12 protein-coding genes are annotated in these 13,326 nt (G+C 62.5%); 8 read left to right on the top strand and 4 right to left on the bottom strand.

Annotated elements, in window-relative coordinates:
- The first annotated feature begins 82 nt into the window (after window positions 1-82).
- The 6 genes from FJ548_RS21540 to FJ548_RS21510 all read left to right on the top strand — a co-directional run bounded on the left by FJ548_RS21540 (window position 83) and on the right by FJ548_RS21510 (window position 5,194).
- Window positions 83-271, top strand: coding sequence for a DUF3606 domain-containing protein (locus FJ548_RS21540; protein ID WP_140778922.1), 189 nt, complete (start codon window positions 83-85; stop codon window positions 269-271).
- 1,107 nt (window positions 272-1,378) lie between these two features.
- Window positions 1,379-1,633 carry a hypothetical protein gene (locus FJ548_RS21530; RefSeq protein WP_181165525.1) on the top strand — a complete coding sequence of 85 codons (255 nt, stop codon included), beginning with the start codon at window positions 1,379-1,381 and terminating at the stop codon, window positions 1,631-1,633.
- A 1,154-nt stretch (window positions 1,634-2,787) separates the two neighbouring features.
- A complete protein-coding gene (locus FJ548_RS21525; RefSeq protein WP_140778921.1) occupies window positions 2,788-3,219 on the top strand; it encodes a cupin domain-containing protein in 432 nt (143 codons plus the stop codon).
- Window positions 3,220-3,397: 178 nt separating this feature from the next.
- Complete coding sequence (locus tag FJ548_RS21520) at window positions 3,398-4,156, top strand: copper homeostasis protein CutC (protein WP_140778920.1); 759 nt, start codon at window positions 3,398-3,400, stop codon at window positions 4,154-4,156.
- Window positions 4,153-4,641 carry a GNAT family N-acetyltransferase gene (locus FJ548_RS21515; RefSeq protein WP_140694284.1) on the top strand — a complete coding sequence of 163 codons (489 nt, stop codon included), beginning with the start codon at window positions 4,153-4,155 and terminating at the stop codon, window positions 4,639-4,641. The genes FJ548_RS21520 and FJ548_RS21515 overlap by 4 nt, the downstream gene beginning before the upstream one ends.
- A gap of 64 nt (window positions 4,642-4,705) precedes the next feature.
- Window positions 4,706-5,194, top strand: coding sequence for an SRPBCC family protein (locus tag FJ548_RS21510; RefSeq protein WP_140778919.1), 489 nt, complete (start codon window positions 4,706-4,708; stop codon window positions 5,192-5,194).
- A gap of 75 nt (window positions 5,195-5,269) precedes the next feature.
- Here FJ548_RS21510 and FJ548_RS21505 read toward each other — a convergent pair whose 3' ends face one another.
- The 4 genes from FJ548_RS21505 to FJ548_RS21490 form a co-directional block, all read right to left on the bottom strand.
- Window positions 5,270-6,292: an acyltransferase gene (locus tag FJ548_RS21505; protein ID WP_140607580.1), complete on the bottom strand. Its 1,023-nt coding sequence runs from the start codon at window positions 6,290-6,292 to the stop codon at window positions 5,270-5,272.
- A 380-nt stretch (window positions 6,293-6,672) separates the two neighbouring features.
- Complete coding sequence (locus FJ548_RS21500; protein ID WP_140607581.1) at window positions 6,673-7,470, bottom strand: xanthine dehydrogenase family protein subunit M; 798 nt, start codon at window positions 7,468-7,470, stop codon at window positions 6,673-6,675.
- 12 nt (window positions 7,471-7,482) lie between these two features.
- On the bottom strand, window positions 7,483-9,834 hold the full coding sequence (locus tag FJ548_RS21495) for a xanthine dehydrogenase family protein molybdopterin-binding subunit (RefSeq protein ID WP_140778918.1): 2,352 nt from the start codon (window positions 9,832-9,834) through the stop codon (window positions 7,483-7,485).
- A 116-nt stretch (window positions 9,835-9,950) separates the two neighbouring features.
- Window positions 9,951-10,454, bottom strand: a complete 504-nt coding sequence (locus FJ548_RS21490) for a (2Fe-2S)-binding protein (RefSeq protein WP_140694275.1) — start codon at window positions 10,452-10,454, stop codon at window positions 9,951-9,953.
- 274 nt (window positions 10,455-10,728) lie between these two features.
- On the opposite strand from FJ548_RS21490, the gene FJ548_RS21485 reads away from it, so the two are divergent.
- Both FJ548_RS21485 and FJ548_RS21480 read left to right on the top strand, forming a co-directional pair.
- Window positions 10,729-11,898 (top strand): FIST signal transduction protein, encoded by a 1,170-nt coding sequence (locus FJ548_RS21485; protein ID WP_246678733.1) that lies wholly within the window; start codon window positions 10,729-10,731, stop codon window positions 11,896-11,898.
- Window positions 11,899-11,912: 14 nt separating this feature from the next.
- On the top strand, window positions 11,913-13,253 hold the full coding sequence (locus FJ548_RS21480; protein WP_140778916.1) for a hybrid sensor histidine kinase/response regulator: 1,341 nt from the start codon (window positions 11,913-11,915) through the stop codon (window positions 13,251-13,253).
- Window positions 13,254-13,326 lie beyond the last annotated feature (73 nt).

Raw genomic sequence — 13,326 nt, 5'->3', positions numbered from 1 at the left:
AAATTGTTCCGAAACGGGAAATAGCGGCTGAAACAAAGCGGCCGATCGCACGTTGCGAATCTCGCCACAGGAGGAACCAGCCATGGCAGACGACAAGACCAAGCGCGACTTCCGCGACCGCGACCGGGTGTCTGGCAGTGAAGATTACGAGGTCGCCTACTTCGCGCGGAAATTCCAGCTCACCATGCCGGAAGCGCGAGACCTCATTAAAAAGCACGGCAATGATCGCGAGACGTCAGAGCGAGAGGCGAAAGCCCTTGCCAAAAGCTAAGGCGGAGAGTTTCGAGCGGCTTCGCGCTCTACCCTCGATAATGATCCCGGCCGAGGACTGCGATGAGGCCCTTGGCTTGATCAGAATGGCGATCGAGCAAACCTGTCCGGCGGCGTGCTGCCTAGCCGAGAAATGGTCAATGCGCTCTATGGGCCGGCCCCGATCGACGAGGCTCAGGCGCTTGCCAAAGCAATCATCGCCACGGTGGAGAAGCTGACCGATTGATACGGTGAGGTTGGTGACCGCCTAGTGCCGCCGAAGCGCAAGAGGCCGCTCGTCGACAAGCCGACTTAAAAGAAAAACCCGCTGACCGAAGTCAGCGGGCCATCTCCCTCATACCTGCGCCCCCTAGTCCCCAGACAATCCGCCGCTCCAGGAAACCCTACGCATCAGCGTTTGTAGAGCTAAACCTGCTTGCTGCGCTGTAACTCTGCGGCAACACTCGCCCTCAGATGTGTCTCGTTTCGGGACGAAAAAGCCGGCCCCGGTTTTGCATTGAACAGAATGCCGGTATTCCTCCACCCGGTCCTGATCGGGGGATCAGGTTAAGCTCGCCGGGCATGGGCTTGGGGTCTTCGGCCCGGCGAGCTTGCCTTTTCAGTGCAGCAGCAGCGCGCCGACGACGGCGCAGGATGCGATGAGGGCGAGGACGGGGCATCAACCGGCCTCCATCGCTGCGGCCTCTAGTTCCTGGCGCAGCGCCCAAGCATCGGGCCAGCATTCCGACCACGCTGTGCCGTCGTTCTGCGCCCACGGCGGAGGAAGCGGTCCGTTTGTGTACAAAGGATTTGGCCACCATGGCGGAAGATTGAGTGCGATATGCAATGCCCTGTCGTCACCGGCGCGGAACGCGTCTAGGACGGCCGGCGTGATCTTGAATTGCTTGGCCTTCGACGTCCTGCGTTTTACCGAGGCTGGCAAACGGACGCCGTATCCCACAGCGCTGGCAGGGATGCGGCAGACGTAAATCTCAGCCGGCATCAAGGGATGGCGGTGCAGGGATGCGGCCGCGCGAGGATTGACCGTCAAACGCTTCCCAAAGGGGCCTGCTTGCGCGCGCGCTCAAGTTGCGCGAATATGCAACCGGGGATTGGGGAGGCTCCGAAGATGGCGATCTATCTTGTCGAAGAAATGGACATGAACAAAGTCCTGGCCGTGCATCAGGCGCGTGCCATCAGTCCATTGAAGGCCGCGTCCAAGGCCGTCGGCCGTGACGTGACCTTGCGAACCTGGAAGAGAAAATGGGTTCGTGTCACAGACGAAAATCGTGGAAGAGTTTTTGCTTTCAGCTTCGCCGACAAGATGGGGCTGGGCATGGAGAATGACCCTAAACAGCCGGGCGGCCCTTCCATCGATAAGTAGCGCGCAGTCTACGGAGATATCGCGGGAGCAATGTGCCGCCGCAAGCAGCGTAGAATATCGCACTCAAGAGCCGATCCTACATCATCTGAATGGACGTTGAACGCGCGTGCCGCACGGTCGACCGAGCATGCGCAGGTGGTCGCCGCTGCAATGGCCGGCTGTCCCTTCATGTAAACGGCTGTGAAAACCTCTATGATGGAGAGTTTCTAAGGTGGAGGCCTTACCGATGTCCAGGAATTCCGCCCCTTGCCTGCGTCCCGGAGAAGGCCAGATGCAGCGACATTACCCAAGACGTCTACCGTGCACGAGGCAGAAGCCCGACTTTGACCGGTTGCCATGGGAAACTGAGAGGAAGCCCGCCGGGCGAAGACCCAACACCTCAAGCCCGGCGAGCCTACAACCTGATCGGAAGTGCGCGATCAGGACCGGGGTCAACCGGCAGCGACTTCGGTGCAAGACGGATGCCTGTGTCTTTGTATCGAAATGAAACAGATATTGATTGGAAAACGCCTCCGCGGTTTTCTTATGCGGGATTGCTAATATTACGCTTCGACTCAGCCGGCAGGCCCTGGCCGGTCAGGCCCGGCGGCCCGTGCTAATTTACCCCAACAGGCTGTCGGGCCGCTATCGGCATACGACTATTCGAAATGGCCCGCCGCGCGGTGTGCGCAACGGGCCAATGCGCCAGACTAACAACGTGTAGAGGGGGGACACTCCTCAACTGGCGCTCCGTAGCGCAATTTCGCAACTACACGTATCGGTCTATGCGGGCGGCGCATTGCCCTCATCCGTCGATTGGATGACGCGCTCCAATATAGATTAGATAACACTAATGTTGCCGGTGACTCACACCACCGGTGCAGCTCGGCAGCCTCCGCCACACACCCAACCTGACGTCGGTTGCCGAGCTGGCTTTTCAACGTCAGCGCCAGCCCGCGATTGCGCCGCCGCCACCTGCGGTCAAATTCGGCGGCGGGCTGGAAGCCGAGACTAAACCGTCAGCGATTGGTGCCTCCAACGGTTGGCGCCTCGGCAATTGTAACGCAATCGGGTCTGGGTTGAGCGGCCTTCGCGTTCGCCCTCAAATGACGAAATTGGGAAAGCTTGCGCGCAAGTGCCCACCGCGCGATGGTGGCGCGGCTTCGGGAGGAATCATGCGGAAAATCTTGATACCGGCACTACTGGTCCCGGCCGCGCTTTATGCAACCCGCGCCCTTGCGCTGGACAGCGGCGGAACCCCGGTGGTTGTCACTCCGCTTGCATCACGCACGGCAACCGCTTCCGGCCAGCCGATCACGCTTCCGCAGAAGAATGTCCAGGTGCTGGTGTCGACCTACGACATCGCACCGGGGGCGACCCTGCCGGTGCACCGGCACCCCTTCCCCCGCTACGCCTATGTCGAGGCCGGCACTTTGAAGGTCACCAATGTCGAGACCGGCAACAGCAACACCTACAAGACAGGCGATTTCATCATCGAAATGATCGGTCAGTGGCATCAGGCCACCAATATCGGCGACGGCCCGGTCAAGCTCTTGGTGATCGATCAGGTCGAGGAAGGGGCCAAGAATACGGAATTGCGTCAGTAGCTACCAAGCCATGCCCGGAAAGCGGGAAGGCAAGCGCCACACGCTTCCCGTGTCCTCATGGGCAAGACTGTCAAGAAGGGAAATGTCATCTGGTCCAAATGGCGGCGCACTGCTCACGCTTTCGCGCCGCGCGCCCGAGTGCTAGGGCTTTCCACACCATCATGGACCGGATCGCCCCTTGACCGCAGAAACTCGCCCGCCGCTGATCGAAATCTGTGTCGAAGGCATTGATGGCCTGCTCGCCGCGCAAGCTGCCGGCGCCGACCGGGTCGAGTTGTGCGCCAGCCTTATCGAAGGCGGCATCACGCCGAGCCTCGGCACGGTGCGCGCCGCGCTGGACCAGGCAACCCTCCCGTTCCACGTCATGGTGCGGCCGCGCGGTGGCGATTTTCTCTACAGCGAGACCGAGTACCGCTCGATGCTCGCCGATGTCGCGGCATTGCGTGATCTCGGTGTGCCCGGCGTGGTGTTCGGCTGCTTGAACGCCGACGGCACCATCGACGAGAGGCGCATGGGCGAACTGACAGAGGCCGCAGGCTCCCTGAACGTCACCTGCCATCGTGCCTTCGACATGACGCGCGATGCCATCGAGGCGCTGGAAGCGCTGATCCGCTGCAAGATCGGTCGCGTGCTGACCAGTGGCCAGCGCGACACCGCGATCGAAGGCTTGCCGTTACTGGCCGATCTGGTGCGGCAGGCCGGCGACCGTATCATCATCCTGGGCTGCGGCGGGCTCGATCTCGGCAATATCGCCGAGGTGCGCGCGAAGACCGGGCTGGCCGAAATGCATTTCGCGGCCCTCAAGGACGTGCCGAGCGCCATGCGCTACCGCAATCCGAAGGTCGGCATGGGCGGCTCCGACCTCGACCGCGAATATCGCAACACACTGACCGATACACCGCTGGTTGCGGCAATGATCGCGGCGGCCAAGGCATGACCTCTCCGATAGACCGCATAGCGCAGGACGACGAAGCGGCCATACTGGCGCTCAACAACGAGCATGCCGCCGAATTGTCATGGCTCGAAGCCGAGCGGCTGTCGTTCCTGCTCGGTGAGGCTTTCTACGCGCGCCGCATCGGCGATCTCGAAGCCTTCATCATGACCTTCGACCAGGAAGCGAACTACGACAGCCCGAACTTCGTCTGGTTCCGCGAACGCTACGAACGCTTCATCTATGTCGATCGCGTCGTCGTGGCGGTGCATGCAAGGGGCCGCGGCCATGCACGTCGGCTTTATCAGGACCTGTTCGATCATGCACGGCGCGCCGGCCACACGCTGGTCACCTGCGAGGTCAACACCGACCCGCCCAACCCCACCTCGGATGCGTTTCACGCCGCCCTTGGCTTTGCCGAGGTGGGCGACGCGGTGATCCATGGCGGCAAGAAAGCGGTACGCTACTACATGAAGCCGATCGTCGCCTGACCTGATGGCGCTGGCCACATAAAGAAGCCACACCTAATATAAGGTTCCCAACGGAGGAACCGCGATGCCAAGCAACGTCTTCCGCTTCGACGAAAACTGGCACATTCCCGAAGGCACGCCGCAGGAGGTCTGGGAGGTGCTATCGGACGCTGAATTGCTGCCGCTCTGGTGGGGAGATGTCTACAAGGAGGTGGTGCCGCTCGACAAGAAGGGCAAGGCGACCATCGGTTCGCGTGCAAGGGCAAGGGCGCGCGGCGCCCTGCCCTATGAGTTGAACTTCATCATCGAGGCCGCGGAGCTTGAACCCGCCCGGCTGGTCGTGGTGAAAACCCTTGGCGATTTCGACGGGCTGTGGCGGGCGGAACTGTCGCCATCAGACACCGGCACACATGTCCGGTTGACCTGGCAAGTCACGGTCGAGAGGCCGATCCTCAAATTCCTCGCCCCGTTGCTGCGACCGGCGTTCGCCTGGAATCATCGCTGGACCACGCCGCGCGGCGAAGCGGGTCTGCGGCGCTATCTGCTCGAGAAGAAGAGAGGTCGATCCGTTTAGTTTTACCATGAAAGTCGGCCGGCCGTCTGGACAACCCTGCAGGTCGGCCAACCCAATCTGCTGCAGTTGCTCCATTCACCAGTTGCGGTTGAGCCATTCGCGCGCCGGGCGCTCGATGACGTAATAGCTGCAGAGTGCGCAGGCAAAAACGCCGGCCAGCATCGGCCACGGGTTGCTGCCTTGCTCATAAACGAATTTATAAAATGGCTGCTGCCACAGATAGAGCGAATAAGACCACAGGCCGAGCATCGTCATTGGCAGGGCCGACAGCAATCCGCAGAGGTAGCCAGTGCTGAAATCGAGCGCATTGACGGCCAGAGCCAGAAGCGGCACCGCCAGGAGATAGTGGATCGGCGTCGGCACTGCGTCCATGAACAGCAAGACCGCGGTCGCAGCCGCCAACGGAGCGACATAAGGCCCCTTCAACACCGCCGGCAGCCTGCCGTCGGCCTTGAGCAGGCAGATCGAGGCTGACAGCAGGATCGATGCGATGTGCACATCGGTTCGCCAGTAAGTGGCCTCGTAGTCCAGCTTGAACGCCCAGTACGAGACCGCGCCATTCGCCATCGCGAGCAGGGCCAGCCCCAGCAGCAATGGGATGACGCGATCGCGGCTGACAACAGTCGCGCTGATTAGGGCCAGGATCACATAGGCGTGCTCCTCCACGCAGAGCGACCAGATATGGTCCAGCGCCCCCGCGCGGGTGACGAGAATTCCGGCGTAGTTGTAGGTGAAGGTCAGAGCCGTCAGCGCCGCCTTCCATTTGAAGGCGACGAATGTGCCGGAGAGCGCGACCATGGCAGCGACGACGAAGACCAGAAGCGCCGGATAGATGCGCGAGAAACGGCGTTTGAAGAATTTCTTCAGCGGGTAGCGTTCGATAAACAGGATCTCGGCCATCAGCCGGCCGCTGAGGACGAAGAAGAATTCGACGCCCAGCACGCCGAGATTGATCCCGGGAACCGGGAAAAAATGCCCGATCAGCACCAGGGCGATCGACAGGCCGCGCCAGCCATCGAGATAGGCCAGTCTTGCTCTGGCCGATCTGTCGACGACGGATCGGGACGGAACCATATGGGTTGCGGAAATTTCGGACATGCCGATCCCTTCGCATTGGCATGCGAAAGGGCACGGCGATACGCATTCCGAACCCGGCTCGCATTCCCGCCCAACCCATACTGCAGTGCAATATAAGTTTGTGCAAGTGCGAGATTGCCGCCGACGCAGGTCCGAGGCAGGCACGGGTCGGAATTGCTTCAAGCAAAAGGATGGTGCGCTGCAGCCATTCCATCGGGAACTGGGGCAGCTACAGGCCGCCGCATACGCGAAAAAGGGGCCTGCGACGGCCCCCTTGCCTTGTCTGCAACCGCCAAGCAATGCCAGGAAAAGTGTGAAGCGGTTTTCCGTCAGGAATTGCGTCAAAACCCAAGGGATAGAGCGGTTCGGCGTTTCCATGGAAACGATGAGCCGCTCTAATGTCAGGCATTGGCCGCAGCCACCGCGCGCTTGGCCATGACCGTGATCAGATTGGCGCGGTAGTCGGCGGAAGCGTGCATGTCGCTCATCAGGTTCTTGGCCGGCACCTTGACGCCGTTGAGCGCAGCGGCGTCGAAATTCTTCGCCAGTGCTGCTTCGATCTCCTTCGAGCGGAAGACGCCGTCGTCGCCGGCGCCGGTGACGGCAACGCTGACGCCGTCCTTGCCCTTGGCCACGAACACGCCGACGATTGCGTAGCGCGAGGCGGGGTTGCGAAACTTTTCATAGGCAGCTTTCGCAGGCGCCGTGAAGGAGACCGCCGTGATGATCTCGCCATCCTTCAAGGCAGTCTCGAACAGCCCCTTGAAGAACTTGTCGGCTGATATCTCGCGCTTGTTGGTGATGATGGTGGCGCCCAGCGCCAGCAGCGCCGCCGGATAGTCGGCCGCCGGATCGTTGTTGGCGATCGAGCCGCCGATCGTGCCCTTGTAGCGTACCGCCGGGTCGCCGATCAGCGACGCCAGATTGGCAAGCGCCGGACAGGCCTTCCGCAGCTTCTCGTCGTTGGAGACGTCATAGTGCGTCGTGGCGGCGCCAATGGTGATCGTCTTGCCCGATACCTTGACGCCTTGCAGTTCCTTGATGCGCGACAGATCGACGAGATCGGAGGGCGCCGCGAGCCGCGTCTTCATGGCAGCGATCAAAGTCATGCCGCCCGATAGCAGCTTGGCATCGCCGCTCTTGACCAGCTTCGCGGCATCGGCGACCGAGGCGGCACGGTGATAGTTGACCGAGTACATGGTTGTTCCTCCTCAGTGCTTCGTCGCGGCGCGGATCGCGGCCCACACAGTGGACGGCGAAGCCGGCATGGCGATATCGGCGATGCCGATGGCATCGGTGATGGCATTGATGACCGCCGGCGGCGAGCCGATGGCGCCCGCCTCGCCGCAGCCCTTGATGCCGAGCGGATTGCCGGGACATGGGGTATTCGACGTCGAGACCTTGAACGACGGCAGGTCGCCGGCACGCGGCATGGTGTAATCCATGTAGCTCGCCGTCAGCAGTTGTCCGCTGGCGTCGTAATGGGCGCCTTCCAGCAGCGCCTGGCCGATGCCTTGGGCGATGCCGCCATGCACCTGGCCTTCGACGATCATCGGATTGATGATGTTGCCGAAATCGTCGGCGGCCACGAACTGGACGATCTCGGTCGTTCCGGTCTCCGGATCGATCTCGACCTCGCAGATGTAGCAGCCCGCCGGAAAGGTGAAGTTCGACGGATCGTAGAACGCCGTCTCCTTCAGCCCCGGTTCCATGCCGGCCGGCAGATTATGGGCGGTATAGGCGGCAAGCGCCATCTGGAACCAAGGCACGTTCTTGTCGGTGCCAGCGACCTTCAGTGCGCCGTTCTCGATGACGATATCGCCCTCGTCGGCCTCGAGCAGGTGGGCGGCGATCTTCTTGGCCTTGGCCTCGACCTTGTCGAGCGCCTTGACGATCGCCGACATGCCGACCGCGCCCGAGCGCGAACCGTAGGTGCCCATGCCCATCTGCACCTTGTCGGTGTCGCCGTGAACGATCGAGACGCTGTCGATCGGCACCCCAAGGCGCTGGTTGACCAGCTGCGCGAAGGTCGTCTCGTGACCCTGGCCATGACTGTGCGAGCCGGTCAGCACCTCTATCGTGCCGACGGCGTTCACACGCACTTCGGCCGATTCCCACAGGCCGACGCCGGCGCCGAGCGAACCAACCGCAGCCGACGGCGCGAGGCCACAGGCCTCGATGTAGCAGCTCATCCCGATGCCGCGCAGCTTGCCTTCCCTCGCCGCGTCCTCCTTGCGCCTGGCAAAGCCGGCATAGTCGGCGGTCTTCATCGCCGCGTCGAGCGAGGCGCCATAGTCGCCGGCATCATAGTTCATGATCACCGGTGTCTGGTGCGGGAAGGAGGTGACGAAGTTCAGCCGCCGCAGTTCGGCGGGGGAGATGCCGAGCTCGCGCGCGGCGGCTTCCATCGTGCGTTCCAGCACATAGGTCGCCTCCGGCCGCCCCGCCCCGCGATAGGCGTCGACAGGAGCCGTGTTGGTGTAGACGGCGCGCACATTGGCGTGGATCGCTGGAATGTCGTACTGGCCCGACAGCAGCGTGGCGTAGAGATAGGTCGGCACGCAGGACGAGAACAGCGACATGTAGGCGCCGAGATTGGCGATCGTGTCGACCTTCAGCCCGGTGATCCTGTTGTTCTTGTCGAAGGCCATCTCCACGGTCGAGACGTGGTCGCGCCCATGCGCGTCGGACAGGAAGCTCTCGGTGCGGTCGGCGACCCATTTGACCGGCACGCCGGTTTTCTTGGAGGCCCACAGGCAGACGATCTCTTCCGGGTAGATGTAGATCTTGGAGCCGAACCCACCGCCAACGTCCGGTGCGATCACGCGCAGCTTGTTTTCCGGCGCGATGTTGTAGAACGCGCTCATCACCAGCCGCGCGACATGCGGGTTCTGCGATGTCGTCCAGCAGGTGTAGTGGTCCTCGGCCTTGTCGTAGTGGCCGAGCGCCGCGCGGGGCTCCATGGCATTCGGCACCAGCCGGTTGTTGACGATCTTCATGCGGGTGACATGGGCCGCCGCCTTGATCGCGGCGTCGGTCGCCTTGCCGTCGCCGAGCTCCCAGTCGAAGATCAGATTGTTCTCGGCCTCGGCATGGATTTGCGGCGCGCCTTTTTCGAGTGCCTTGGTCGCATCGACGACAGCCTTCAACTCCTTATAGGTGATTTCGACGGCCTCGGCCGCGTCGCGCGCCTGGCCCTTGGTTTCCGCCACCACAACCACGACCGCATCGCCGACATAACGGACCTTGTCGACGGCCAGCGGCGACCATGCGCCCATCTTCATCGGCGTGCCGTCCTTGGAATGGATCATCCAGCCGCAGATCAGATTGCCGATGCCGTCGGTCTTGAGCTCCTTGCCGGTCAGGACGCCGATGACGCCCGGCATGCCCTGTGCCTTCTTGACGTCGATCTTCTTGATCTGCGCATGCGCGTGCGGGCTGCGCACGAAGGCAGCATGCTTCATGCCGGGAACCACCATGTCGTCGACATAGCGGCCGGCGCCGGTGATGAATCTTTTGTCTTCCTTGCGCGCCACGCGAGCGCCAACACCTTCAATGCCCATTGCAGAAATCCTCCCGAAAAAGTAGGGGAATAGGGCAGTAGGGAAGTAAGGCAGTAGGAAAAATCGGCTCCCAATTCCTACTGCCTTACTGCCCTACTCCCTTAATGCCCTAAGTCTCACGCAGCTTGTTTCGCTTTGCCCTTGGCGGCGCCCTTCGACATCGTCTTCGATGCGGCCAGGATCGCCTTGACGATGTTGTGGTAGCCGGTGCAGCGGCAGATATTGCCCTCCAGTTCGGCCCGCACCGTCGCCTCATCGAGGCCTTCGGGATGGCGGTTGATCATGTCGGTTGCAGCCATGATCATGCCTGGCGTGCAGAAACCGCATTGCAGCCCGTGATATTCCTTGAACGCGGCCTGCATGGGATGCAGGTCGGCGCCATTGGCGAGACCTTCGATCGTGACAACGGTCGACCCTGAAGCCTGGACGGCGAGCATGGTGCAGGACTTCACCGCCTTGCCGTCGACATGGACGACGCAAGCGCCGCATTGCGAGGTATCGCAACCCACATGGGTGCCGGTCAGGCCAAGATTCTCCCGCAGGAAGTGAACCAGCAGCGTTCGGTCCTCGGCAACGCCACTGACCCGCCTGCCGTTGACCATCAACGAAACGTCCGACATGAATCCTCCCTGGATATCAACCTTGGTCATCACGCTGCCGACGCGCCGCTGGCACTCGGCCATGCGCATTCGTACACCGCATAACCGGCAAAAAACAGCGCGACGGAAAAGTCGGATCATTGTACTTTCGGTCATGGCCAAGGCCAAAGGTGCGCGCCCCTCGCCCCCATTGCCAAACCGCCGATTGGAAGCAACAATGCCTTCGACGCTGCGCGCCAGAAGCTTGTAACAGCCGCGCATAAAACAGCGTTGGAGGAAATGCGGGAGAACGCCGCTGGCCAGTTCACGGACGCGCTACGCATGCGGCTTGTCGGCGCTGACCACGGACGAGCCGGATCCGGATGCCTTCGCACGCGCGGTGGCCGCTGAAGCCGCCGCAATCGACGCCGGCTTTGCCCTCCTGTTCTTTTCCCAGAGCCTTGTCGAAGCCGGCGCCCTATCGCGGGCGCTTTCGGTCCATGCACCGGGGCTCCATCACGCCGGCTGTTCCACTGCCGGCGAGATCACGCCGCAGGGGCTCGAGGAAGGCCACATGCTGGCGATGCTGCTTCCTTCGGCCTCGTTCACCGCGGTCAGCGCCATGGTCGACAACCTGTCCTCTTCGGGCATGGACACGATCACCGGCGAGGTCGAGGCGCTTCGGCGCACGCTGCGCGGCCGGGTCGGCGGCGAGAGCACCAGGAACACCTTCGCCCTCTGCTTCATCGACGGGCTGTCCTATGCCGAGGAAGCGGTCAGCTCCGCCATCCACTGGGGCCTTGACGACATCCCGCTGCTCGGCGGCTCGGCCGGCGACGATCTGAAATTCGAAACGACGCGCCTGATCTCCGATGGCAAGGTCACCTCCGACAGCGCGATCATTGTGCTGATCGCCACGGAAATTCCCTTCCACGTCTTCAAGACCGACAATTTCGTTCCAACCGACGAGAAGCTGGTGGTGACGGCGTCCGATGCCGATCACCGCATCGTGCGGCAGTTCAACGCCACCAACGCGGCCGAGGAATATGCCGCTTCCGTCGGCATCGTGCCGCAGACCCTGACGCCGCTGAGCTTCGCCTCGCATCCGGTGGTGGTGAAGGTGGGCGGCGAATATTACTGCCGTTCGATCCAGAGGATGCACGCCGACGGCTCGCTGTCGTTCTTCTGCGCCATCGACGACGGTGTCGTGCTGTCGATCGCGCAGCCCAAGGACATGGTGGAATCGACGCGCGCGGCGTTGCGCGAGGTCGAGGAGAGGCTGGGCGGCATCGACTTGATCCTCGGCTTCGACTGCGTGCTGCGCCGCCTCGACGCGCGCAACCGGCAGGTCTTTCGCGACATTTCGGAGCTCTACCGGGTCAACAATGTCATCGGCTTCGGCACCTATGGCGAGCAGTACCGGTCAATGCACCTCAACCAGACTTTCACCGGCATAGCATTCGGTGACCGCCAAGCGGCTGAATAGGGCGGCGGAAGAAGATGCCGCTCAGGGACATAACCGATCTCGAAAAATTGAAGAAGATCAACGCCGCCCTGGTCAGCCGCGTCGAGCGGTCGATGGACCAGCAGGGCAATGCATTCTCGCTGTTCCAGACGGCGATCTCGCTGGAAAACCGGGTGCGTACGCGCACCGAGGAGTTGCACTCCACGCTGCGGCGGCTTGAGCAGTCGAACATCGACCTCAGCGCCGCCAAGGAGAACGCCGATCTGGCGAACCTGTCCAAGACACGGTTCCTTGCAGCCGCGAGCCATGACGTGCTGCAGCCGCTGAACGCGGCCCATCTGTCCGTCTCCGCGCTCGCCGAAGTGCAGACCAGCGACGAAGGCAGGAAGCTGGTGCGGCAGGTCGAGCGCTCGCTGGAAACGATGGAGGACCTGCTGCGCACGCTGCTCGACATCTCCAAGCTCGATGCCGGCGTGGTGCGGCCCGACATCGGCGACGTCAGCCTCGAGGCGTTGTTCTCGTCGCTGCGCTCGGATTTCCAGCCGGTCGCGGAAATAAAAGGCTTGTCGTTGAAATTCCGGCCGGTCAATGCCGTTGTCCGCTCCGACCGGACGCTGCTGCGCCGCATCCTGCAGAATATTCTGTCCAACGCGCTGGGCTACACGCGTTCAGGAGGCGTTCTCGTCGGCACTCGCCATCGCGGCGATACGATCCGCATCGACGTCGCCGACACCGGCTGCGGTATTCCCGAGGATCAGCGCGAGGTGGTGTTCGAGGAGTTCCATCGCGGCACCTCGCAGGCCGGTGCCGAATTCGACGGCGGCGGGCTTGGGCTCGGCCTGGCCATCGTGCGCCGCATGGCCAGCGCGCTTGGCCACCCCGTGACATTTTCATCGAAGGTCGGACGCGGCACGATCTTCCATATCGATGTCCCCGTCGGCATCGGCGCGCCGGCCGACGCCATCGCCAGCGCCGCCGGCCTGGAGCGGCCTCGCGGCTACGGCCTGTTCGGGACCAAGGTGCTGCTGGTCGAAAACGACACCGAGGTACTGGAGGCGATGACCTTCCTGCTCGAGCGCTGGCAATGCCTGGTGCGATCCGCGACCTCGACCGATGACGCGCTCGACCTGCTCGGCGACACCGACTGGATTCCGGACATCATCATCGCCGACCAGCATCTCGACGACGGCGATCTCGGCACCGCCACCATATCGGAGGTCCGCGACTATCTCGGCCGCGCCGCGCCGGCGCTAATCGTCACCGCCGACACTTCCGAGGACGTTGCGAAGGCGGCCCGGGCCGGCGGCATCGAACTGATGCGCAAGCCGCTGAAGCCGGCACAACTCAGGGCGCTTCTGGCGCATCTGCTGGCTTAGAGCGTCGGGCGAATAGGGTGAATCGTTGGGATTCCCTTTTCGACTGAAGTCTGATTCCTATGGATGCGGAGGT

This window comes from Mesorhizobium sp. B2-4-17 (genome assembly GCF_006441275.1).
Taxonomy (GTDB): Bacteria; Pseudomonadota; Alphaproteobacteria; order Rhizobiales; family Rhizobiaceae; genus Mesorhizobium.
Note: the sequence above shows the minus strand (reverse complement) of the source record. Positions and strands in the feature narration are given on the sequence as shown.